Genomic DNA, 23,612 nt, shown 5'->3' on the forward strand with positions numbered 1-23,612 from the left:
CTTCCACGATGCCGCCGACATTCTGGACACCCGACCAAGCCTCGGCCGAGTTCATTTCGATCTTGATGCCATAGGCCTGCTCCAGGTCCCAGAGCACGTCCGCTAACCCCAGTGAATCGATGCCGAGGCCAGTCAGTTCCGTCGTAGTCGTTATTTCGCCGACGGATAGCTTGGGCCCCTCACCATTCTCTGACTCGACGCGTTTCTTTATAATGGCAATGATTTCCGTCGTGAGTTGATCACTCATTTCCGTCCCTTTCCATTTCAGCTATTTTGACGTGGGCGGCCCTACTTCCCTGAGCGCGCCGCGTGGCGAAATGCCATTAAGGCTTGTGCAACCGACAAAGCCCGATGCTTATCAAAGCCGGATGAGTTCCGGCGGTGGCGCCGGGTTCGAGGACGAGGAAGATCGCCGGAAATGGGGATTGAGACCGTCGTCAAAGTCAGCGTCGGCGCACCACTTGGCCCGCTTCATAGCTCCGGGCCGTTTCGCTCGATGAGGGTGCCGGAGGGCCACTCGTCCATCGAGCGTCCAATCGGCGAAACCAAGACGAGGACGTCCTCCAGGCGTGTAGGCGGAAGGTCGGGCCGCATATCTGCGCGAGTGGAACGTACGCGAACACCCGATATGAGCGTCCATGTGCCATCTCTGCAGAGCCTCTCAACATGGGTGCGCATTGCGTGCCGAAAAGTGCCGAAAGCGAATGGAACTCCCATCTGCTGCAGCACTGGATGCATGGTCCGCATTGAAAAGCTGATTCCGAGACGCTCAAGATCCGGACGAACCGCGTACAGTCCCAACTCAGCCACTAAAAGGTCGACCTCGCCAACCTTGATGAAACGGCGTATTATGGCTATGTGTCCTGCTATACCCTGCGCGTCGCTGGCGATTAAGCGGACTTCCGGCCTCGCGCCGCCCCAACTGCGGCCACCTTCGAAAGGCTTAGCGTTGAAGGCCCCAGTTTGCCCATATGTCTTTCGGAAGAAGTCGGAGAGTTCGACATGGTCGGCCAGTTGCAGGTCGTTTTCCCAGCGCAACCTCCACTGCACGGCAGAGTACATGAAAAAATATCTCCCTTGGGCTATCCTTGGGGCGTTCGTCACGCCATAGAAGCGGCTATTGTCCGTTGGTCAGGTGCTTTCCATGCAAGATTTTGAAAGTCTGATAAAATTGTTTGTTTCGATGGAGAGCATCCACACTATGGATAGCTGAAGGCATGCCATTCACGTGGCTTGCCTCGTTCCCACCGGAGGCTTCAATAGGGATTGCGCTTTACAAGAAGAAAAGGCGCTGACTGTACCAGCTCCAAACGTCATCGGCCACGCAGGGATCCCGTAGAACGGGGAGGCGAGTGGAGAAGCAGGTACGTCATCAAGAAGCAGGCTGAATAGCTCGCCAACAACCGCGTCCTAACGCAGCTGAAGAAATCCCTATCCGTATGACCGCGAATGCTAGGATCATTCGTCTTTCGCCAACATTTAGAATGAGAAGATTTGTGGTGCACCATCTCATTCCCTGGCTCCGTCTTGAGAGCTTGACGATATTGCACCTGTGCGGCGTGATGCCGCCCCTCCATGTTCAAGATTACGCCCTTCGCGTTCAATGCACGCAAGTTCCATGGAGAAGCAACTAAGATGCTGTCCATGACCTGAAGCGCGTCATGCTGCAGCAGCCGCGCCACCAAGGCATTCGTAAGGCGGATCGCCGCATCGACATCGTCCAGGTGCTGCTTCAGTTCATCCCGCAGAGCCCGCTCTTGAGCATCCTGACTGACCGCGCGCAGTATGCGTTCGCGCATGGCCAAAACAATTTGATTGTCGCTGAGCTATGAACGTGTCGCCCGATTGAGATTATCCTGCCGGGAGCCCAGTGAACTGTTCACGCCAGTCGGACGATCATGGGCAAACATAAGGACCATCGTGAGCCACGCCGGCATCGCCATGACGATGACAAGGTTTTTTGCGGAACGGTCTTCCGAGGCAAGCTACTTTCTGCGTTCGTCGACCGTAACCGCACCCGCTGTCGAGGCCGACGTGATCTGGTTCAACACCCGCAAGGGTTTTGGCTTTGTCAAATTGCCGGAGGCCATCGAGGCCTGTCTGCACATCCGGGTGCTGGAGGCAGACGGGAGCTGCGGTGTTTCCGAGGCAACGCGTCTCAAGGTCACAACGGAAAAAAGTCCAAGAGGTCACCAGGTCTCGCAAGTGCTGGAGGTCGGTAATCAGACCGCGAAAACGCAGCGACATACGCGTTGCGCTGAAGAGCCCGCCGCCGGGACGAGTCCCCAGTTGCAGAGCGAGGGCGCGGTCAACTGGTACAATTCCCAAAAGGGCTTCGGCTTCATTGCTCCTGAAAACGGTGAGAAGGACATCTTCGTTCATGCTACCGCGCTGACCCGATCAGGATTAGGCATGCTGATGGAGGGGCAGAAGGTGTTTGTCCAATGCGGGCAGGGCAAGAAAGGCCCCGAAGTTCGGAGCATCCGCCTTGCTTACAGCCAATGCGTTGGCCCAAGACCGAATTCGCGCCTTAGACAAAGAAAAAGCCCGCTGCCGGGAGGAGGTGGCAGCGGGCTCGATTTCGAATGAGACACGGGAGGAGGTGCGCCCCATTCAGCGTCGGCACCACATCTGGGAGGAGTAGATGGCCGACACCATGATCACGGATAGCCGCGGATATTGCAATGCACAAATTATATCTCGCAGGTGCGAAATGATGCCGCAACCGCTTAGTCGATCCTCAAAAATGCGGTCAGGCAGCGGCTTTCTTACGGGCACGCTTGGCAGGGGCCGGCGCACCTGGTTCCTTCGGCTTGCGGCCCAGACCCATGGTCTTGGCCAATGCCGAGCGCGCGGCAGCGTAGTTCGGCGCCACCATGGGATAGTCCGCCGGCAGCCCCCATTTCGCGCGATATTCGGCGGGGGTAAGGCCATAGTGGGTAGCCAGGTGACGCTTGAGCGACTTGAACTTCTTACCGTCCTCAAGGCTGACAATGTAATCGGGTGTAACCGATTTTCTGATCGGTACGGCAGGGCTGAGAGCTTCCGGCCTTTCTGGTGCGGCACCACCGGAAGTGGCTTTCAATGCGATGTGGATCTGGCCAATCAGCCCAGGCAGTTCACCGACCGGAACCGGATTATTCGAGACATAGGCTGAGACGACATGGGCGGTGAGTTCGATGAGGTTGTCAGCTTTGCTCTCAGTTTCTTCGGTCATGAAAACGCTCCCGGGCTTAGACTAGGCGGTGGAGAATCAATTCATAGCTTAATAGTGACGACCGCCTTTGATGGCAACCAAGCCATTGCACGATCTGTTGGCGGATCGCTACACACCCGGCCGCAGTCGCAGGATATTCCTTCTTCAACAGTCATCGTCCTGACAACACCGCTGTGCCATGGTTGGGCCGCGTCGATGCGGCGCCTCTTCACGCAAATTGGTTATTCGGATAGTTCGGAGAAACGAATGAACGGTAAGGCTTTCCGCAACCCCCTTTTCGTGAAGCGCGCAACGCACATCATCCAAGAGATTGCCGGTCTTGCGGATGCGATCGATTTTCTCAATGAATGGCCGGAAGAACGCAGAGACGTGATCCACGAAGCCGCCCTGAGGGCGTGCTACGATGCATACGATGGACGCAAGCCGGTAAGCACGGCGCGCAATGCCTTTTTCGGCTTTGCGAAGCGTGTCGCCATATTGGAAGATCCAACCTCCGCGATGCAGTGGATCGCCGCCTGCAGATCGGGCGGTGGAAAAGTGCAGGTGTAGACTTCGACGACATGTTTGAGACTGGCGCGAGGCGCGTCAAAGTGTGCAGTATGTTCAAGTTCCACAGCTAGACCACGCGAATGAGAAGCAGTTCCTCACCACCGACTACAAAAGCGCAGATTGCACGCAAGCTGACCATGGCCAGAGGCACCTCATGTCGATCGCTTGCCCGCCAAAGGCCAGCCTCAGTGGTGCAGGGTGCATCGGTCGCGTTCGACTGAGTAAACAAGTATGACCCGGGCGGTTTGCCGCATAGTGGCTGTGGAGGAGGGGGGATGACCGGGTTGATCAGATTTGAGAGGCCAGTCGTTGTTCAGGTCAGCCGCCGCAGCTCAGAGCGTATCGTGTTCGATGTCAACGACGCGGCCGCTATCTTGCTGCGGGATCTGCATCATGAGACCGATAAACGCAGAATAGCGATGGACGCCTGTCTGCAGGTGTTACGCGGTAAGACCCATGCGCCAGCCGCTCGACGAGCTTTCGTCGCAGCCGCGCTCGAAGCCCGCATTCTACGCAACGATTGAGATTTATGACGCTGCTCATGGATTTCGCCCATCTGCGCATCGCTATTTGGCGCGGTCCGAACACCGCTGCCGGCAATCCGCCAGGAGCAAGCCAACCCCGCACTTTCCGCGATGGCTTTCCCGATCGCGCGTCGGATCTCCCACTATCAAAACACAAGGGGTCCGCCAGCCAAGCTGCGGCCGCTCGGCTCGCCTGCGGCGGTTGGAGACAGAGGCAGACGGGCCATTGCGCGGGAGTTGGTCCGCTGCAGATGGCAGAGCGCGATGCCGCGTCAATAGTTTCCACAAGGGCTGTTTGAACGTTCCCCAGGTTAGTGCTGCATCCGGTTTCCCGGAACACGCTCCGCGGACCGGCGCCGCGTGATCGCCGACGCCTCTCCCGATGGTCGGGAACGGGGCTTCGGCGATCATGATCGGAAAGATGATAGTGATACTGGACTATCCCGATACCAAATAATCCGAAAATGACTGGCGGTGAGCCGTCTGTTTTCTGGCCGGCTCATTTGAGGGCCGGCCTCCTTCGATCGCCCGCCAACGCCCGCCTTTGGAACAGCTGGCGTGGACGCGCCATAACAATGCCCCGACCAGACCGAGCTTGCCGAGGCGCTTCGTCCGCGGCAGCTCGATTTCTTTGGGTGAGCCGGATAGACTCAAACCTCCTTCGCCCGGGGTGCAGCGTCGCTGCTCACCGCCGGCGAGTGTCACCCGGCCCTTACGCCGTCTGCGCTTTTTCCCGAATTGCGCGTGCCGCAGCCACCATGTTCGCCAGGGCAGGGCGGACCTCCTCCCATCTGCGCGTTTTGAGGCCGCAGTCGGGATTCACCCACAGTTGGCCGTCCAACAATCGATCACGCGCCAGCATGATGAGGTTGGAAATTTCGCCCACTTCCGGGACCCGCGGCGAGTGAATGTCATAGACGCCAGGACCGATGTCGTTCGGATACTTGAAGGTTCGAAGCGTATCGAGCAGTTCCATCTGCGAGCGCGAGGTTTCAATGGAGATTACATCGGCATCCATCGCGGCAATCGCGTCCACGATGTCGCCGAACTCGGAGTAGCACATATGGGTGTGGATCTGGGTCGCATCGCAAACGGCCGTTGAAGCCAGCCGGAAGCATTCGACGGCCCAGTCGAGATAGGCCTCCCATTCGACCTGGCGCAGCGGCAAGCCCTCGCGCAGTGCGGCTTCGTCGATCTGGATCATCTTGGCGCCGGCCTTTTCGAGGTCGCTCACTTCATCGCGAATGGCAAGCGCGACCTGGCGGCAGACGGCTGAGCGCGGAAGGTCGTCTCGGACGAACGACCAGTTGAGGATCGTCACCGGGCCGGTAAGCATGCCCTTCACCGGCTTCAGCGTCAGCGACTGGGCATATCGCCACCAATTTAGTGTCATCGGATTTTGTCGCGACACATCTCCAATGATGATCGGGGGGCGCACAAAGCGCGAGCCATAGCTCTGCACCCACCCGTGTTGCGTGAAGGCGAAGCCGCAGAGCTGCTCGGCGAAATATTGCACCATATCGTTGCGCTCGAATTCGCCGTGGACCAGCACGTCAAGTCCGATCTCTTCTTGCCAGCGAACGGCGGTTTTTATCTCTTTCTTCAGGAACGCTTCATAGTCGATGTAACTCAGCTGGCCTTTGGCATGAGCTGCCCGCGCCTTGCGAATCTCGGCTGTTTGCGGGAAGGAGCCGATCGTCGTGGTGGGGAAAGAGGGCAAGTCAAACGCGTCGGCCTGTAGCTTGGAGCGGACGGCAAATGCGCTCTTCCGGCGCGTCATGCCGACCTTGATGCTGGCGAGCCTGCCTTCGACGAGCGGATCATGCACCTTCGCGGATGTCGAGCGAACGGCGGCAGCCTCAGCCGACGCCTCCAGTTCGGCGGCGACTGCGTCCCGGCCTTCGGCCAGGGCACGGGCGAGCACGACCAGCTCGTCGGTCTTTTGCGCTGCGAAGGCGAGCCACGACCTCACATCCGCATCGAGTGCCGTCTCCATGTCCAGGTCGATCGGCACATGCAGCATCGAGCAGGACGGAGCAATCTCCACCCGCTCCAGCGGCCAACCCGCGACGATCGGCTTGATGCGGTCAAATATGGCAGGCAGGTTCGCGCGCCAGACGTTGCGGCCGTCGATCAGCCCGAGCGAGAGCACAAGTTCCTTCTGCGCGAGCCGGCCGACGGCCTCCAACTGCCCTGGAGCGCGCACGAGATCCACGTGCAGTCCCGCCACGGGCAGAGAAATTGCGGTCTCGAGATTGTCTCCCAGCGATCCGAAATAGGTAGCGACCATGATCTTCAACTCGGGTGCTGCTTTCGACAGCCGGGAGTAGGCGAATTGGAGCGCATCTCGTTCGTTGGGAATCAGATCGAGCACGAGCGCCGGCTCATCGATCTGCACCCAATCGGCTCCCGCGAGCTTCAGCCTCTGCAGGAGCTCCTCGTAGACGGGCAGCAGCCGTGGCAGGAGCGCAATAGGGTTGAAACCTTCCTCAGGTGACTTCGCCAACTTGAGAAAGGTAACTGGTCCAAGCAGGACCGGGCGAGTGTGGATGCCGAGCGCCTTGGCCTCGAGGAAATGATCGACCGGTTTCGCCGACGAGAGCGCAAAGCTCTGATCGTCCGTGAGTTCCGGCACAATGTAGTGATAGTTGGTGTCGAACCATTTGGTCATTTCCATCGCGGCAAGGCCATGCCCATTGGCCGCAGGCTCGTCACCGGCATGTCCACAATCCGCGGCCTGACCTTGATTGCCGCGCGCCATGGCGAAATAGTTATCGAGTGGGACCTCGCCGTCAGTCCAGGCGTATCGTGCCGGCACGGCGCCGACCATGGCGACTGTGTCGAGCACATGGTCATAAAGCGAGAAATCGTTGGACGGGATTTTCGACACGCCGCGATCGTGCTGCTCCCTCCAGCTAGCGGCACGCAGCGTCTTCTCCGTCGCGAGCAGGTCGGCAGCAGGAGATTTTCCGGACCAGTAGTTTTCAAGCGCGAATTTCAGTTCCCGCCGTCGACCGATACGCGGCACGCCGAGCGTTGCTACAGGAATTCGTTGAGAGACAGTCATGCCATACCCCGATGGTTGGGGCGGGGGAAAAGGAACCCGCGAATAGGCGGCACGAAGCCGAGCTACCGCGACCACCAGACCCCCGCCCGTGGACGTTGTTCGTCGTGGCAGGTCTCCTGGCTCGCGGGTCAAAGCCTCTGCCCGTCTTCCCGAGGCCGTTCGCCTCAGTGACATCAATGGGCTTGGCTCGCCGCTAACAGTTGCGGGGGCAGCGCCGGCATCGCACCGGCTTCCCTCTTAGCTCCGCTACGGCAGTGCCGCACGGAGAACCATGACATGCGCACAATCACAGCCGCTTCGCTCCTTGTCAATACCATATAACGAGATGTTTATGTGATTATGCGAATGCCTTGCGCTGATCGGTCTCTTTCGCCCAAAGCCGCATACGACGTCGGGTCGGTCGAAAATCGCGGTCAGCGCCGCCCGTCGCGCTCGAACTGCGCTCCACCGAAGTGCTTCAGGTGCTTGCCGACTGACCGGCCGTCCAAGTGCCCGTTCGCCTCCCACATCTTCAAGCCAAGGATGGGGTCATCGTCGGGTGCATTCACAGTTGGCCCGAAACTCGAATTAGTCATTTCCGGGACAACCAGAGAAATGAAAGCGCGATGGCTTCCGTCTGATCGGCGCTCAGTTGGAGGCGGCGCCGGCATTGTTGGAACGGCGTGATCATCAGGTGGGCCTTCTCGGGTCGGCGACGTCGCAGTGCTCTTGCACACAGGACTGCATCTGTCGTGGCAACTGGGAAAAATCGTCTCGGAACAATGCAATCGCTCTGGAAGCGTTATGTCACATCGCGGACATCGTCGAGATCCGACAACGGGCGACCCGGTAATCACCGGATCAACTCCGGTGCGATCGCTGGCACGCCAGAACCAAAGCAGTGAAGCTCGCAATGAACTTGCTTGCCCTACATGGGTGTACTTCGACTAAGTTGTCACGCTTGTCACTTCTTTTCTGGATGCGGGCCGGCTGTTCCTCCCGATCATTGCCCAGGTTGACGGCGGCATGCGGAACGTAGAGGAGCGTCGGTCTTCGTGTAGGGGTGCGTTCGGCTTATTGGTTCACTATGATCTGGTCCAGATCGGCAAGGCACTCGACCACGTAGTCCGGTCTGAATGGAAACCGCTCTATGTCAGCCAGTTTGGTCACCCCAGTAAGCACAAGGGCTGTTCTCAGACCCGATTCCAGCCCTGCGAGCACGTCGGTATCCATGCGGTCCCCGACCATGATGGTATCGACAGCTCGTACTCCCAGCCGGTCGAGCGCGCCGCGCATCATGAACGGGTTCGGCTTCCCGACGAAATAGGGCTGACGGCCGGTGGCCTTCTCGATTAGTGCCGCGACAGCCCCGCACGCCGGATGGGAGCCCCGCTCGGTCGGGCCAGTCGCATCCGGATTGGTGGCGAGAAAACGCGCGCCTTTCGCCACAAGCTCGGCGCCTGTTGCGATCTGCTCGTAATGGTACGAAGTGGTGTCTCCGAGGACCACGAATTCGGGGGCAAACTCCGTTATTCGGCAGCCTGCCTGCCGCAGGGCCTCGACCAGACCGTGGTCGCCGATGACATAGGCGGTTGATCCGTGCTTTTGCAGTGCCATGAACCGCGCGGTGGCGAGCGCCGATGTGTAGATGTGCTCTGGCTGCACGGCGAAGCCAACCGCTCTTAGACGCTCGGCATGATCTTCTGGTGTGAACCGCGAGTTATTGGTGAAGATCTGAAACGGCTCACCCTTGGCGACTAGCCCGGCGACATAGCCGACCGAGCCAGAAATCGGTTGGCCGCCCCGGACCAGGACCCCGTCCATGTCGAGCAGATGCGCTGTAATCATTGGATCTCAACCCTCAATGTCTTTCGTGCATGCACGGCCTGGGCACGTCTTGTGTCACTGAATCTTCTCCAGGCGAGAATGCCGGCGACTGTACCGATTCAGAGCGATGCGCGAAGGGGGCTCAGTTAGCCGTGCGGCAATAAGGAGGTTGCGGCGTAAACGTTTCGGTGGCGCCAATTCGCCGTGCGGACGCCCTTCACCGTCGGGTTGGCTACATTCGCCGTCTCAGCGCACCTGATGCACAATCGCCTTCTTAGTTGCAGCAGACACTGGCCTGGGGAGACGTACCGCGCTTGGATAAGTGAGCAACCTACCGTCCGCTGGTGGCACCTTGCCTCCTCGCTTTAGAGGGACTCAACGTAGCCGGGCGTCTAGATGCATACTTAAGGCGCCGGGGGGCACGGAAACGGCCCGAAGCCATCCGCAACAGGTTGCCAAGCGCTCGATCATCCCTTTGGTTGTGTCTGCGCCGCTCGAGTGTCCATCCAGTTAGAGATCAGATGCCGCCCATGCAGAGATATTTCATTTCGAGGTAGTCTTCGAGCCCGTGGCGGGAACCCTCCCGCCCGATGCCCGACTGCTTCATGCCGCCAAAGGGCGCCGCTTCCGAAGACATACGCCCCGTGTTGATGCCAACCATGCCGTATTCCAATGCTTCGGCAACGCGCCAGACACGCTTGAGGTTCGAGGCATAGAAATAGGCGGCGAGGCCGTAGATCGTGTCGTTGGCCTCACGCACAACCTGATCCGCACCTTCGAAGCGAATGATCGGCGCCAGCGGCCCGAAAGTCTCCTCTTGCGCAACAGCCATGCTGCTGGAAATTTCGGTGAGCACTGTGGGCTTGAAGAAGGTGCCATCCTTGCCGATGCGTTCGGCCCCGCATCGAATAATCCCACCCTTGGCAACGGCATCTGCGATGTGCGACTCGATCTTGGCCAAAGCATGCCTGTCGATGAGCGGTCCGATGTCCACTCCAGCAGCGAAGCCGTCGCCAACCGATAAGTGCCGGACTTTCTCCACGAACTTCTCGACGAACTCATCGTGAACGCTCGATTGGACGTAAAGACGGTTCGCTGAAACGCAAGTCTGGCCGGCGTTGCGGAATTTCGCCTGGATCGCGCCGTCAACCGCAGCGTCGATATCGGCGTCATCAAAGACAATGAAAGGGGCATTGCCGCCGAGCTCGAGGCTGACCTTCTTGATCTGGTCCGAGCACTGGCGCATGAGCAGCCGGCCAACCTCGGTCGAGCCCGTAAAGCTGATCTTTCGCACCTTGGGATTGGAGCAGAGTTCGCGTCCTACGGCGTCACCTTCGGACGCATAGACCAGGTTGATGACGCCGTCGGGAAAGCCGGCTTGTTGCGCGAGGGCGAACATTGCGCCCGCCACGAGCGGCGTCTGTTCAGCGGGTTTGAGCACAATCGCGCAGCCCGCCGCCAGGGCCGGCGAGATCTTGCGCGCCACCATCGACGCTGGGAAATTCCATGGCGTAATCGTGCCGACGACACCGATCGGCTGCTTGATCACCATCATGCGACGGTCAATCGATGGTGCGGGGATCGTCTCGCCATAGATGCGGTTGGCTTCTTCGGCGTACCATTGCAGATACGCGGCCGCATGCGAAACCTCCGACTTGGCTTCGGCAAACGGCTTGCCCATCTCTGCAGTGAGTATGGAGGCTAGATCACCGGCGTGGTCGATGATCAGCTCATGCCATCGCCACAGAACGTCGCTGCGTTCTCGGGCGGTCAGAGCCGCCCATCCGGCCTGCGCTACGTAGGCCTTGTCTACCGCAGCGCGTGTCTCCTCCACGCTCATATCGGGAAGTTCTGCCAGCACTTCGCCGCTCGATGGGTTGAGGACCTCGAATATCTGCTCGCTAGCCGGCGTGCCGAGCGCTGGCAGGCGATCGATGGCGCCAAACAGGTCAGGGGACTTCAAGTGACGGATCATCGGCAGGCACAGGGGCAATACCGGATTCCTCTCAAAAGCAGCGGAGTTGTATGTCGGCAGGCCCCGGTTTGTACTTCGCACCTGCGGGTTCCTTATAGGACCTCAACCATACGGCTGGTAGCGAATTCGGGGTCGCTGCGTCCGATACGGGGAAACGCCAGCTGGAGGGAAGTCTGGGGGCAGGGCGTATGCGACAACCTTTACCCCCCGAGCTTCGGGACGAACAGCTACCGCGGCGATCGCCTGCTTCTCAGGCAAATCGCGGAACAGCTGGTCGAGCCTTCCGGGGTGAATGCCGCACTCTCTAAGCGATGGAAGGCCGGAAGGTGACCGGCAGGCTCTGCGGGCAGCGGATGACGTAAGAGGGCATGTATACGACGTCTTCCGCGGCGATGGTCAGCGCCAGATCGTCCAGCCGCCCGAATAACGCGGGGAAGGCGCAGTGCAACTCCAGGCGCGCCAGCGCAGCGCCCAGGCAGGAATGCGGCCCCTCGCTGAACGACAGGTGCGGGTTGTGCCGCCGGGTGACATCGAACCTGTCGGCGCCGGGACCGAAGGCCTTTTCGTCCCGGTTCGCCGCATGGAACGCCATCAGGACGGCGTCGCCACGGCGCACCATGCATCCGTCGATCTCTATATCCTGGGTGGCATAGCGGAACGGCAGATTGGCCGCTGAGTTGCCCCAGCGCAGGATCTCCTCGATCGCCTGGGACCACGGAACTTGGCCGCTGCGCACCAGGTGCAGTTGCTGCGGATGCGTCAGCAACGCCAGCACGCCATTACCGATGACGCCGGTCGTGGTGACGAAGCCTCCGGAGAGCACCATGAACAGCATGTCAATGAGCTCGGTGTCGGAAGCGAGCTCGCCATTGTCTCGCGCGACGATCAGGGCCGAAGCCATATCGTCGCCGAGTTGTCCCCGCTTGAGCGCGATCAGGCGACGGAAGAACTCCGGGATGCGCTGTCGCGTCTGTCGCACCTCTGCGGCTGTGGCGGAGGTGTTGGCCAAGCTGTAGGTGAGCGCGACGATCTCCTCGCGCTGTTCGTCCGGCAATCCGAACAGTTCGGCGATGACGTTGATGGGCAGCGGTGCGGCAAACTCGCACATCAGATCGGCACTGCCGCCGCGCTGCGCCATCTCGGTCAGGAGTCGATCGACGCATTGTTCGATCCGTGGTGCCAGCGAGGCGATACGATTGGGCGCGAAGCTCCTGGACAGCAGGCCGCGCAAGCGCCGGTGATCGGCGCCATGCGCCGTGGCCATATTGTCCACCTTGCACATCCCGATCAGCGATCCTCGGGAATCTCGCCGTCATGCAGCGCCCGCCACTGTCGCCAGTCCCTGTTGAAACGCTCGTCGGAAAGCATCCGCCTGAGCGTCTGGTGACCACCTATCGCCCAGGTCACCACATCGCCTGGCAGCGACACTCGCGCCATCCCCCCCCTGCTGCAGAATCGCAGAAGACAGGTCATCAAGTTGCGTGGGAGCGGCCGGCACACCGATCACGTCGCAATGATCGTTTTCTACGCGCATGCCAACAACTCCTTAAGACCCATCGCGGTGCCACTTCTCGGCACGGACGATCCGGGCGCGGACTTGAAAATGCCTCTTCAGGGTGCTTCGTCCTTAGAAGCGGTAGGTGAGACCTGCGCCTACCAGCCATGGATCGAGCCTAGCCTTGCCTGTGAGCTTAGCGCCGGCGACAGTGACGTCGAAGTCGGGCTTAAGGAAAAGCTTCTTCACGTCGAAGTTGACGCCCCAGTGCTGGTCCACCATGTAGTCGAATCCGACCTGCAGCGCGGCGCCGAATGTGTTCTTGACCTTGAGATCATCGGCGCTGCCGGCTTGCTGATGATAGAAGATCGTATAGTTCACGCCGGCGCCGACATAGGGCTTGAAGGCGCCGAAATCGGTAAAATGATACTGCAATGTGAGGGTGGGCGGCAGCAGCCAAACCTTGCCGACCTTGCCTAGCCCGCCGATCGCACCTTGGCCCTCGATATTGGCATAGGTGGTGCCCAGTATGAGCTCGGTGGCGATGTTGTCCGTGAAGTAATACGAAATATCGAGTTCCGGCGTCAGCGTGTTCGAATAGGAAAGATCGGAGCCAGGCACCGCGTTGACGTAGCCCGAATCCTCGGTGATCACCCCCAGCGCCCTCAGGCGGATCTGCCAGGGGCTTGGCGCTTCCGCGACCGGGGCTCCTGCCTGCGGCACGCTCGCGGCTTTATGAACATCTGCCGCGCCGGCCTGTCCTGCAACGATGAGGACGACAGCCGCTGTTACTGCCCGCGTCACCCCAATTCGCGCTCTCGCCATGCTCTTTTCTCCTTGATCTTCAGAAACGACGCACTTCGCCTTGATTGAATCCTGCTCGCATCAAACGAGGTTGACGGAGCACTCATACGGGAGAGCCCTCGCATGCGTTGTGCCAAATGAGAAAATCGTTGCAGAACAATGCGGTCACTCTGAGAGCGCTGTGTCTCATGTCCGACTTCGTCGAAGATCCGACAACGAGTGCAGCCGTAGCCGCCAATAGCCGAATTTCCCCAGTGGCCTCGGTTCTGGGACGGCAACGGGCTGCACGTTTCAAAACTCTCGGAAATTTGCCCACTGCGTCAGCGTATGTTCACGATGCCGTCGCAGACCGGGTTCGTGGACGTCCACCGGAATGGCTTGCCCGCGGACCTACCCCGACTGGCAAGTCGCCGCATGACGGCACCGCATAACTGAGCGGCTGGAATGCGGCGCATGGCTGTCCGGCAGCCTTGGGCCGCAAGCGGCCGCCTCCGTGCGGTCATCGGGTACTTGAAATAACCGTCTGTTGGTAATCAGGCTGCCCTGTGGCCGACGGGGAAAATGCGTTGGTGTTTCTTCTGGTAGAAGCAGTAAGTAAGCAAATCATAAGTATTTGAGAAGCTGTGCAACCAGAATATGTGAGGTTCGCCGTTCGCATAAAAGATGCTTTCGCCTTCGCCTACCGGACCCCGCTTGCGGTTCGTTGCGTGATCGCAGATCGCGGCATAGGCGACTTCGGTGGTGATGCCGGGAAAGTGCTCAGCAAGCGCTTTCGATCTCGGGAAATAGGCCACATTGTCATTCCCCGCCTTCTCGCAGATATCTCTGTGATGGGGATGCCGGCTGACAACGCCGAAGGCAGGAAATTCCGGATCGCGTTCGCACCTGACGCGTTAGTAATTCTCACTCACCATAACATATAAGCCTTGAAATTCCTTGCAATCTTTCCATGCTACTTCATCGCGCCTCATCGCTTGCTCGCTTGAAGGCTGCTCAGAAATTCGTGTCGGAGTGTTCCGTTTCCGCTTGTGCCGGCAGCTCCATCAGGCATCGTGAAGCTAGTACTGTTGAAGGGGAGAAGTGGGGATGGATAGGGCAGCCGATAGCATGTGGGGCAAAACCACGGAAAACGATGATGGCGTCGCGCTGGAGGCAATGCTTCACGCTGAAGAACGCGGCTCTTACTCCGTACTCGGGAGCTTCATCGATCGATATGGACAGCGATTAAGGGAGTCCCCGGACGAAGGAGTCGGAACCGCTTATCTGGAATTAGTCGAAAGGACCAAGGGCGCCTTCGAATACGAGGCGGAACATGGCCGCCGCTCTCTCATGAAGTGGAACCATCCGGACAACATCGAATGGGTCCGGATCGGCCTTATCAAGTTGACTGAAAGAGATCGTCGCGCCTTCGAAGCCTGCAACGGCTTTGCGAGTCCTATTGCGGGCTAGGCCGGGGCCTCCGCTCCTCCCAGTCCTGTTCGGCCGCGCCCCTCGCTTTACCCGGCGAATCGAACACGCCGGGGATGAGGTGACCATCTTTGTCGAAAACGAGGTAGTAGCGTCCGGTCTCGTCTTCCAAGGTCAGCATCGAGTAGCCATTTGGAAGGGAATCATATCGGAAACGACGAAACCTGCACTGCACCAACCGAGCTTGATCGGGATGGAGCATCCTGGCGAGATCGTCTGAGATGTTTCCATTGTGGCCAAGGGGCTGCGGAAGATGTTCGAATTGGGGGTGGTCAGCTTCCATGGCTCAGGCTTTCCATATTGCTTGCGGGTCTTATCCGATTCCTTCCCTATCGCCACCTCAGTTGCGTCACGAGTCCTGCTGATGACATTCATGGTGGAATATCCGACCTGCGGTAGAGCGTCTGCTTCAGTTCGTCGGGATCGCCGACCGGAACGACCCCGGCGGCGACGAGCGCCTTCTTCACCCGCGCGAAATGCTCGCCTCGTTCACGTGCCAACGCATGGAGGGAGACGTATTCCCGCTGATAACGTTCCAGTTCCTCCTTGCGAACGATGGGCTGCATCCATCCGGTCACAGGGTTCTTTACCGTCACGGTCGCGAGGAGTCCCTTTTCGACGAGTGCCTTCACCGCGTAGGTTCCACTCGAAAGAAGCTTCTCTACATCACGCAAGGAGTACCCATCATAGGCAGGCCCGGTCACGTGCGGCCGGACTTCAGTGGCATCGACAAGGACGGACATGAAGCCTCGTTCCGCCGGGTTCCGACCGACGCGTGCGAGCTTGCCGTCAACCACAACCCTCACGACATCCATCACGGCGCAGCAGCATCGCTTGGCTGCCATCAGCAATGTCTCAAAGGCGGGATCGCCGCTGAGCGCTGGGTCGGCTTTCTCAAGGAGCTTTTCGAGAAGCTCGTCCAAGTCCTCCTTCCGGAACGTGTAATGCATCCCGGTCCTGCCCCGTGGCTTCTCGATCATCGGCTTGAGCAGTCCGCTCTGAATCAGGCCGTCATCGTGCGGACGAGGAACGTTCAGGTACCGGAGGCGGCGAGCGCCATGCCTTGATCGTCGAGCATCAGCTCAGACCGCTGTTCGGCTTCTTCGAGGCTTTCGCGCTGCCCACAGCCGTCTACGCGACCGACAAGGATTTCACCGACGGTGTGCTCCGGTCCGAACTCATCCTGAAGCGGGCGGCGCAGGCTGTTGACCACGTTGCGGTTCTGCTCGCCGACAGGCCAGGTGTCAGATTGGCGGCGGAGTAGATTACAGCTGCCCCGACGCCAACCAGGGAACCGCAGGAAAGGTTAGCGTGGCGGAGCATCAAGGGGCTCCGCCTGAAAGCAGACGTTGCTAATGATGGTTTCCTGGCGCCCTACGGCTACTTGGCCCAGGTGCATAGTCACCAGATCCCGGCCATGCGGTCGCTATGGTGCAGAACCTCTAGGCGGACGTGGCCGGAATAGGTTCGGCCACAAGCCTCCGAATTCCGGTAGGTGCACGCCACGGTGCGACCCGGACAGCCCGGCCTGCGGGCGCCTTGCGGACAGCATGTCCCAGCCGTGTCTTTCCATCGGCCACAGATGAGCGCCTTCCCGCCGCCTTGGCAGGCCGGGCATGTAAGCCTACGAAAATCCGCCACCGCTCTCCCCCCGAAAAGCTTCCTTAGCGAGAATCTAAAGTTCAAATCCACGTTTAGTCAAACGCTGCGGCCCAATCCGGCGCTCGGAACAGCCACATAGCCAGGATGACCCCACTGCTGATAAGGAAAGCGCGATTTGAGGAGCAAGCCTACCTTCATGACAAGCTGCTTGGTGCATCTGGCGACGTGAAGTCTTTTCCCACTTGGCGAAACCGGGCCTTAAAGGACGCAGCAATAGTACTCGGGCGAAAGGCGAAGCTCGGTATTGCCAGACTCACGGGCTTTCTGGCGGACCAACAGCGATTATTCCTGGGCGGCCGGTGCGATGGTTATGATCCGCTGACTGACAATGCGAGCTTTTCCCGGTCGGGGACACACCGTTTCTCCGCACGCCAAGTATGTTCCGGAAACCAGAAAAACCATCAGGGTCGAATTCAGGATGTCGTGGCCGACCAGAATGCCGCCAAGGCCGCCGATCAGATAGGTAATCACTGCGACGGTGACCATCGTCGCACCGAAGCGCTCCGATGGGTCCGCGCTTCGTCGCAAGACCCTTGCGGCATGGCAGGCTGCTATGGCGAAAACCGCTGCAAGGGCGAGGGCGCCCATCAGCCCGGCCTCTACCAGCGCGGTCAAAAAGCCATTGTGAAAGTGATTGAAACCTTGGTCCATTCCAAATCGGTCTTTGAATCCTTGCCTTATCAGCGCCCGACTGGCGGAGACGCCGTGGCCGAGGAATGGCGTCTCACGAAATGCGTTGACGCCTATGTCCCAGAGTCCAACGCGGAGCCCGAGTGGAGTCGAGTGGTCGCCTTTGGTGACGAGGGCATCCCAGTCCTTGAACAGGACAGCGGTGCGGTCAACGATGATAGGAAAGGTGATTGCCACGGTCAGGAGGCAGGAAGCGACCGCGATCGTCAGCGATTTTCTTATATTTCCTCGCGTCAATTTGTTCCGGTTGACTAGAAGGACGGCGACGGCGGCAATCAATAAGGCAACCCATACCAAACGCGAGCCCGAGTAGAGGATTGCCAGGACGCCCGCGAGAGCGGCAGCAATCAAGGGCATCCGGTCTTTTTCTATTCCCGACAAAGCGCCCGCAAGGCACATCATCGCTGCGAGGCAAGTCACCGTCGCAAAGACGATCGGATTTCCAGCGCCGCCTTCGGCCCTGAGCATTCCGATCCAATAATATTGGATGATGGCCAGCACCAACGCGCCGGCGCATGCAGCGGCGCTGGCGCGCACTGCAATGCGCGCCAGGGTGAGTTTATCCGTGATGCTCCACGTCGAATAGGAAATCGGAAAGAACAGCAGGGTGGCCAGCGACGGCAGTAGCGGCAGGTCAGCCCTCAGCATACCACCGGCAATCGACCCCAGCACCATGGCTGCGCAGTAGATATAGATGGCTGCCGTTATCCCAAGCATCGGGCGATCGAAATTGAAGCGTCGCCGCTTGGCCGCGAGCAGCACCACTGACCAGAGTGCGCCGCCATGGAAGACGAAACTCACGACCGATCCCAGGACGGGCGGTGAAAAGAAGCAGGCAGCCGAAAAGCAGATATTGATGTTCGCGGGCGTAAATCGGCGCCGGAGCGTCGCAAACCGGATTAGAGCCTGCCTTGGGAGTTCATGGGCGGTCCGCAGATCGTTCAAAATGGTTCCCGTCTCGTATTGCAGCCTCTTCGCATTGGACGGTATAGCGGCTGAGCAGAGTGCTCGATAGTTCGATAATGCGGTCGACGCTCCGGTGATTGTTCCTCGTTGTCGGTTATGCCGCGGCAGCGGTCGAGCACATCTGCTGGGCTTCCCGCCAGGATTGAAACATCAAAACATCCCAAAGCAGATACTGGTTATTGCGCTGGCCCGAAAGGTGCTCGGACCAGGCGCGCCGGACGGAATCGGGACGGAAGAGCCCGTCTTCCCGAAGCCGGCGTTCGTCGAGAAGCGCTTCGGCCCAGTCGCGCAGCGCGCCACGCAGCCAGGCGTCGATCGGGACCCCGAACCCCATCTTGGGACGCTCGACGAGTTCGCGCGAGACATGTTTGTAAAGAAGTTGCCTCAGTGGCCACTTCGTTTGGTTCCCCGCGCGCAGGACGGAAAGAGGCAATGACAGTGCGAAGCTTACGAGGCGGTGGTCGAGGAACGGCACTCGGGTTTCGAGACTGACCGCCATGGCCGCGCGATCGACCTTGACCAGAATGTCGTCCGGCAAATAGCTCATCATGTCGAGATACATCATCTGCTCGACGTTGCCCGACAGAACCGGAAGCGGCTCGAGTCCCGTCAGCATGGTGGGGGGCTCGACCCCGCCCGGAAGGAGTTCAGCGGGTTCCCAATGCGAGCAGAGACGACGATAGACGTCGTTCATGCTTCCCAGCGAAAGGACTGACGCCGCCTTATGGATCTTGTCGCCGACGCGCGCGCGGCGGAGGCGTTGCGGCAACAGGGGCATGATGCCGGCGGCTACATTGTTGTAGAGACTGGGCGACGGCAGAGTCGCCAGCCCCGCTGACATGCGGCGCAAGCCGATCGGGATGCGCGAAAGCTTGTTCCAGAACGCATCGGCGAGCGCATATCGGGTGTATCCCGAAAACAGCTCGTCTCCGCCGTCGCCCGACAGCGCAACGGTGACGCTGCCGCGCGCGAGCTTGGAAACGAGGAAAGTCGGAATCTGCGACGAGTCCGAGAAGGGCTCGCAATAGATGCCAGGCAGCTGCGGCACGACATCGAGCGCGTCCCGCTCGCTTAGATAGAGTTCCGTATGATCGGTGCCGAGCTGGCGGGCCACCTGCTCGGCGTGGTGGGCTTCGTTATAGCCAGCTTCGGAAAATCCGATCGTGAACGTGCGTACCGGCCGCGGGCTGATCGACTGCATGACCGCCACGATCGCAGAGGAATCGATGCCGCCCGAGAGGAAGGCGCCGAGCGGCACGTCGGCGATCATCTGTCCTTCGAGCGAGCGGCGAAGATGGCGCTCGAGCTCATCGACCGCCTCTTCGGGGCTTCCCTGAAACGGGTCCCGACGGCCCTGTTCCGCAATCTCCTTCGCGCTCCAATAGCGCTCGACGCGCGGCTCCCGCATGCTTTCGGAAAGGACCAGGAAGTGACCCGGTCTCAATTTCCTGATGCCCCGATAGATGCTGTAGGGCGCGGGGATGTAGTTGTGTCGCATCAACAGCATCAGCGCGTTCCGGTCGATTTCGGGGCGCCAATTTGGCAGCGGATGAAAAGCCTTGGGTTCCGAGGCGAATGCGAAGGCATTGCCAATACGGCCGTAGTACAACGGCTTCTCTCCCAGGCGGTCGCGCCCAAGCACAAGCGTCCTCTCGCGCCGGTCCCAAAGGCCGAACGCGAACATGCCGACGGATAGTTCGAGGGCCTTCCTCAGGCCCAGCACTTCGATCGCGGCCAGAAAGACCTCAGTGTCGGAATGCCCGCGCCAGGCATGATCGCCATGCTTCCGGTCGAGGAGCGCGCGCATGTCGGCGTGATTGTAGATTTCCCCGTTGAAGACAATGACAAAGCGGCCGCTGTGCGAAGCCATCGGCTGCGCGCCAGCGGACGACAGATCGACGATTGCCAGCCGGCGCTGGCTGAGAGCGACGCCTGCCTCGGCGTCGGTCCAGACGCCGTCGCCGTCCGGTCCGCGATGCCGGAGCATGTCCGCCATGCGGCGCGCGGTGAAGGCGCCGCTGCTCGTCGCGGCCGCTCCTCCGACAATCCCGACAATACCGCACATTCAGCGACAACGCTCCATCATGGCCACGCGCGAGTCCTCACCTTCAATCCTCTGTGCGGCGAACGCAGCCGGAAGAAAGCCGCAGCGGTCAGCAATGCGTCCTTTCGAAACACCATTCGCCACAGCCCGTACCGAAAAGGCCGACGCCGGCCTTCACGTTGAACCGCTCTTCCGTTCGGAAACCGAGGCTTTCGACCATGGCCTCCAGCTCCGCAGCCGATGCTGACTGGTAAGGATATCCGCCAAGCCAGTCGTCGACGTCCGCCAGGAATTCCATGCCGCGCCGTTCCCGGTAATTGCGGACGAAGGAGAACGCGTCCCGGTGGCGTAGCGTCCTCGCAAGCATGTAAGCGGAGACGAAGAGCGCTTTCACTGGCGGCCGCAACCATCTCTGGGAGGAATAAAGCCTCTTTTCGGCCGTCCAGAATCCGCAAAGAGGCGTTTTCAGGTAGATCGCGATGGCGAGGCGGCCGCTGGGGCCGACAAACTCAGCGGCGTTGCGAATGGCCCCCCACATGTCGCCCGTATGGTGCAGAACGCCCCAGGAATACACGACGTCGAACGTCTCGGATGGAAGGGAGCCCCTGTTGAGAACGTCACCCCGCCTGACGCGCCAGTTCCCGTCGGGCGCAAACCGGGAGAGGACGGCATTCGCCGTTTCGACGCAACCGACGTCGTAATCGAGGGCCAAGACTTTCCGCGCGCCCAGCCGGAGAGCCGCCGCCGAATGCAGGCCTGATCCGCAACCTATGTCGAGAAAAGTCCGGCCTTTCACGTCGCCAACAAGACGGCGCAGGTCCTCGCAAGCATGATCCAGGTGCTTTTCCTCGAACCGCGCGGCCAGCTCGGACCAGTTCCGGCCGAAATCATAGCGCGCGTCCATTGGCGCTCCCCCTTGGCCATGCTGCTCGCAGATCGAAGACTCGCTCCAGGTCATACCTGGTAGAATTCCCGATACCATTCCACGAAACGCGGAACCCCGACCTCGACCGACACTTTAGGCCTGAAGCCGGTCGCCTCCTCAAGTGAGCTGACGTCGGCGTATGTCGCCGGAACGTCGCCAGGCTGGAGCGGCATGAGGTTGCGAATTGCCTTTCTGCCCAGCGCGTCCTCGAGCACTTCGATCAATCTGTTCAGCTGAACGGGCGAGTTCCCTCCGATATTGTGGATCCTGAAAGGCGCGCTGCTGGTCGCTGGATCGGGCGCCGCACTTCTCCATTCCGGATTGGCTGTTGCGGGATGTTGCATGACGCGGACCAGGCCTTCGACGATGTCGTCGATATAGGTGAAGTCACGCTGCATGCTGCCGTGGTTAAAGACATCGATCGGCTGGCCAGCGAGTATAGCCCTGGTGAAGATGAACAGGGCCATGTCTGGCCGCCCCCATGGGCCGTACACGGTGAAGAAGCGCAGTCCCGTCGTCGGCGTCCCAAACAGATGGCTGTAGGTGTGCGCCATAAGCTCGTTGGCCTTCTTGCTTGCCGCATAGAGGCTGAGCGGATGGTCGGCTGAATCGTGAACGGAGAACGGCATGCGGGTGCTGCCGCCGTAGATCGAGCTGGACGAGGCATAGACCAGATGCCCAACCGAGGCGTGCCGGCATCCTTCGAGGATGTTGAGAAAGCCGTTGAGATTGCTTTCGGCATAGGCGTGCGGATTGGTCAGCGAATAGCGCACGCCGGCCTGGGCCGCGAGATTGACGACGATCTCCGGCGCGGTTGACAAAAACAGCGCTGAAATACGGTCGCGTTCCGTGAGATCGACATGCTCGAACCGAAAGTTGGCAAACCCGTTCAGCCGATCCAGTCGCGCCCGCTTCAGGTTGACGTCGTAGTACTCGTTCATGGAGTCCAGTCCGACGACCTGCCGGCCATCGGAGAGCAGTCTCTGACAGAGATGGAAACCTATGAAGCCGGCTGCGCCGGTGACCAGAATCGGCCTGCTTGATGTCAAAACATTTCCTCGATGTTCGATTCAGATCGAGCTCACAGGCTCCAGTACCTTATGTTTTCGGGGATTTCCTCGGGCTTGATCGCTGACTTGACGTCGAACAGCGTTCCGCCTGGCCTGATCATGTCGAAGATACGGGATTTTTCCCGTGAATAATGTTTGTGCGGTACCGCCAGGACAAGAGCCTGCAGATCGGTCATGTCCTCGATCGGCAGGATTGTTTCGCCATAGTCGCGGCGGGCGGTCTCGGCATCGGCGAGAGGGTCGTGGACCTTGGGGGCGAGGCCGAACTGCCGCAGCTCCCTCACCATGTCGAAAACCCGGCTGTTACGCAAATCCGGAACGTCCTCCTTGAAGGTCAGCCCGAGAATGCCGACGGAAGCACCTTTCACGGGCATGTCCGAACGGATGAGCTGCTTGACGACCTGCTGGGCGACGAAGGCCCCCATGCCGTCATTGATGCGGCGGCCGGCGAGGATGATCTGAGGATGGTAGCCCTCGGCCTCCGCCTTGGCGGTCAGGTAATAGGGGTCAACGCTGATGCAGTGTCCTCCCACGAAGCCGGGCTTGAAGGGAAGGAAGTTCCATTTTGTCGACGCGGCATCAAGGACGTCCTGCGTCCGAATCTGAAGCCGCTCGAAGATCATGGCAAGCTCGTTCATCAGCGCGATGTTGAGGTCGCGCTGCGTGTTTTCGATCACTTTCGCCGCCTCGGCCACCTTGATCGACCTGGCCCGGTAGACGCCGGCGTCGACGATCCGGCCGTAAGCGGCCGCCACGCGCTCCAGCGTCTCGGCATTTTCTCCGGAGACGACTTTGATGATCCGTTGCAACGAGTGCTCCCGGTCGCCGGGATTCGCCCGTTCGGGTGAATAGCCAAGGGCGAAGTCGTCGGGGTGCCGCAGACCGGAAGCTCGTTCGATGATCGGCCCACAGAAGTCTTCCGTCACGCCGGGGTACACCGTCGATTCGAACACGACGACCGCACCTTTGCTTACCGCTTCGCCGACGATTTTGGATGCCAGCGCTAGAGGCGCAAGATCGGGGGCCCGGTTGACGTCGATCGGGGTCGGCACGGCGACAACGAAGAAAGTGGCTCCTTTCAAGTCCTCGCGGTCGGTCGTAAGCACAATCGAGGAGTCCCTGAGCGACGATGCGTCGACCTCCCCAGTCCGGTCGATGCCGTCGCGCAGCTCGCTGACCCGACGCTCGCTGATATCGAAGGCGACCGTGCCCGGAAAAACCTTGCCAAAGGCGACGGCCACGGGAAGGCCGACGTAGCCGAGGCCGATTACAGCAATGCGTTCGGACATGCACCGACTTCCTTGGCTCGCTTATGCTCGATGCGCTTGTATGGCAGGCTGTGAGCGAATTC

Annotated in this window: 22 protein-coding genes, 1 pseudogene and 1 riboswitch; of the genes and pseudogenes, 6 read left to right on the forward strand and 17 right to left on the reverse strand. The window is 60.0% G+C overall.

The annotated features are described in order from the left end of the window. Window positions 1–247 (reverse strand): acyl carrier protein (locus A9K71_RS12205; protein ID WP_066995331.1); only part of this gene is annotated, 247 nt, incomplete at its 3' end. 224 nt (window positions 248–471) lie between these two features. Then, window positions 472–1,062 (reverse strand): NodA family N-acyltransferase, encoded by a 591-nt coding sequence (locus A9K71_RS12210; RefSeq protein ID WP_066995332.1) that lies wholly within the window; start codon window positions 1,060–1,062, stop codon window positions 472–474. A gap of 599 nt (window positions 1,063–1,661) precedes the next feature. On the opposite strand from A9K71_RS12210, the gene A9K71_RS31385 reads away from it, so the two are divergent. Then, window positions 1,662–1,832: a hypothetical protein gene (locus A9K71_RS31385; RefSeq protein ID WP_156319977.1), complete on the forward strand. Its 171-nt coding sequence runs from the start codon at window positions 1,662–1,664 to the stop codon at window positions 1,830–1,832. An 88-nt stretch (window positions 1,833–1,920) separates the two neighbouring features. Continuing rightward, entirely contained in the window at window positions 1,921–2,589 is a 669-nt protein-coding gene (locus A9K71_RS32875) for a cold-shock protein (protein ID WP_280940546.1), read from the forward strand. Window positions 2,590–2,752: 163 nt separating this feature from the next. Here the strand turns inward: A9K71_RS32875 and A9K71_RS12225 are convergent, their stop codons facing one another. Next, window positions 2,753–3,217 (reverse strand): MucR family transcriptional regulator, encoded by a 465-nt coding sequence (locus tag A9K71_RS12225; protein ID WP_066995333.1) that lies wholly within the window; start codon window positions 3,215–3,217, stop codon window positions 2,753–2,755. A gap of 246 nt (window positions 3,218–3,463) precedes the next feature. On the opposite strand from A9K71_RS12225, the gene A9K71_RS12230 reads away from it, so the two are divergent. Both A9K71_RS12230 and A9K71_RS12235 read left to right on the forward strand, forming a co-directional pair. Then, the gene (locus tag A9K71_RS12230; RefSeq protein ID WP_066995336.1) at window positions 3,464–3,766 is read left to right on the forward strand and encodes a DUF982 domain-containing protein; all 303 of its coding nucleotides are present in this window, start codon (window positions 3,464–3,466) and stop codon (window positions 3,764–3,766) included. Between the two features lie 275 nt (window positions 3,767–4,041). Continuing rightward, window positions 4,042–4,290, forward strand: a complete 249-nt coding sequence (locus tag A9K71_RS12235) for a DUF982 domain-containing protein (protein WP_066995338.1) — start codon at window positions 4,042–4,044, stop codon at window positions 4,288–4,290. 712 nt (window positions 4,291–5,002) lie between these two features. Here the strand turns inward: A9K71_RS12235 and metE are convergent. From metE to A9K71_RS12265, 7 genes are all read right to left on the reverse strand, one after another. Further along, the gene (metE, locus tag A9K71_RS12240) at window positions 5,003–7,357 is read right to left on the reverse strand and encodes a 5-methyltetrahydropteroyltriglutamate--homocysteine S-methyltransferase (protein WP_066995344.1); all 2,355 of its coding nucleotides are present in this window, start codon (window positions 7,355–7,357) and stop codon (window positions 5,003–5,005) included. A gap of 88 nt (window positions 7,358–7,445) precedes the next feature. Further along, a riboswitch (cobalamin riboswitch) is annotated at window positions 7,446–7,646 on the reverse strand. A 764-nt stretch (window positions 7,647–8,410) separates the two neighbouring features. Then, on the reverse strand, window positions 8,411–9,184 hold the full coding sequence (locus A9K71_RS12245) for an HAD-IIA family hydrolase (protein WP_066995345.1): 774 nt from the start codon (window positions 9,182–9,184) through the stop codon (window positions 8,411–8,413). Between the two features lie 496 nt (window positions 9,185–9,680). Further along, window positions 9,681–11,156, reverse strand: a complete 1,476-nt coding sequence (locus tag A9K71_RS12250) for an NAD-dependent succinate-semialdehyde dehydrogenase (protein WP_066995346.1) — start codon at window positions 11,154–11,156, stop codon at window positions 9,681–9,683. Window positions 11,157–11,442: 286 nt separating this feature from the next. Further along, on the reverse strand, window positions 11,443–12,369 hold the full coding sequence (locus tag A9K71_RS12255) for a cytochrome P450 (protein ID WP_245299597.1): 927 nt from the start codon (window positions 12,367–12,369) through the stop codon (window positions 11,443–11,445). Between the two features lie 56 nt (window positions 12,370–12,425). Further along, window positions 12,426–12,566: a cytochrome P450 gene (locus A9K71_RS32500; protein ID WP_245299598.1), complete on the reverse strand. Its 141-nt coding sequence runs from the start codon at window positions 12,564–12,566 to the stop codon at window positions 12,426–12,428. A gap of 199 nt (window positions 12,567–12,765) precedes the next feature. Beyond that, entirely contained in the window at window positions 12,766–13,458 is a 693-nt protein-coding gene (locus tag A9K71_RS12260) for an OmpW family protein (RefSeq protein WP_066995348.1), read from the reverse strand. 512 nt (window positions 13,459–13,970) lie between these two features. Beyond that, the gene (locus tag A9K71_RS12265) at window positions 13,971–14,231 is read right to left on the reverse strand and encodes a hypothetical protein (protein ID WP_245299599.1); all 261 of its coding nucleotides are present in this window, start codon (window positions 14,229–14,231) and stop codon (window positions 13,971–13,973) included. Between the two features lie 292 nt (window positions 14,232–14,523). Here A9K71_RS12265 and A9K71_RS12270 point away from each other — a divergent pair, with 292 nt between their 5' ends. After that, complete coding sequence (locus A9K71_RS12270; protein ID WP_066995352.1) at window positions 14,524–14,886, forward strand: hypothetical protein; 363 nt, start codon at window positions 14,524–14,526, stop codon at window positions 14,884–14,886. 132 nt (window positions 14,887–15,018) lie between these two features. Here the strand turns inward: A9K71_RS12270 and A9K71_RS31395 are convergent, their stop codons facing one another. Together A9K71_RS31395 and A9K71_RS12280 are read right to left on the reverse strand one after the other, a co-directional pair. After that, window positions 15,019–15,279, reverse strand: coding sequence for a hypothetical protein (locus A9K71_RS31395; protein ID WP_156319978.1), 261 nt, complete (start codon window positions 15,277–15,279; stop codon window positions 15,019–15,021). Beyond that, window positions 15,276–15,827 (reverse strand): hypothetical protein, encoded by a 552-nt coding sequence (locus tag A9K71_RS12280; protein ID WP_156319979.1) that lies wholly within the window; start codon window positions 15,825–15,827, stop codon window positions 15,276–15,278. Before A9K71_RS12280 ends, A9K71_RS31395 begins: the two co-directional genes overlap by 4 nt. Window positions 15,828–15,937: 110 nt before the next feature. Here A9K71_RS12280 and A9K71_RS12285 point away from each other — a divergent pair. Further along, window positions 15,938–16,168: pseudogene (locus A9K71_RS12285) on the forward strand (FMN reductase); the annotation flags it as partial. Window positions 16,169–16,848: 680 nt separating this feature from the next. Here A9K71_RS12285 and A9K71_RS12290 read toward each other — a convergent pair. The 5 genes from A9K71_RS12290 to A9K71_RS12310 all read right to left on the reverse strand — a co-directional run bounded on the left by A9K71_RS12290 (window position 16,849) and on the right by A9K71_RS12310 (window position 23,550). Further along, a complete protein-coding gene (locus A9K71_RS12290; protein WP_245299600.1) occupies window positions 16,849–18,057 on the reverse strand; it encodes an O-antigen ligase family protein in 1,209 nt (402 codons plus the stop codon). A 259-nt stretch (window positions 18,058–18,316) separates the two neighbouring features. Further along, entirely contained in the window at window positions 18,317–20,287 is a 1,971-nt protein-coding gene (asnB, locus tag A9K71_RS12295; protein ID WP_066995359.1) for an asparagine synthase (glutamine-hydrolyzing), read from the reverse strand. 88 nt (window positions 20,288–20,375) lie between these two features. Then, window positions 20,376–21,170: a class I SAM-dependent methyltransferase gene (locus A9K71_RS12300; RefSeq protein ID WP_066995361.1), complete on the reverse strand. Its 795-nt coding sequence runs from the start codon at window positions 21,168–21,170 to the stop codon at window positions 20,376–20,378. Between the two features lie 50 nt (window positions 21,171–21,220). After that, a complete protein-coding gene (locus A9K71_RS12305) occupies window positions 21,221–22,240 on the reverse strand; it encodes an NAD-dependent epimerase (RefSeq protein ID WP_082980474.1) in 1,020 nt (339 codons plus the stop codon). Window positions 22,241–22,272: 32 nt separating this feature from the next. Continuing rightward, entirely contained in the window at window positions 22,273–23,550 is a 1,278-nt protein-coding gene (locus A9K71_RS12310) for a nucleotide sugar dehydrogenase (protein WP_066995367.1), read from the reverse strand. Between the last annotated feature and the right edge of the window lie 62 nt (window positions 23,551–23,612).

Source organism: Mesorhizobium sp. WSM3873, from assembly GCF_001672445.1.
Classification (GTDB): domain Bacteria; phylum Pseudomonadota; class Alphaproteobacteria; order Rhizobiales; family Rhizobiaceae; genus Mesorhizobium.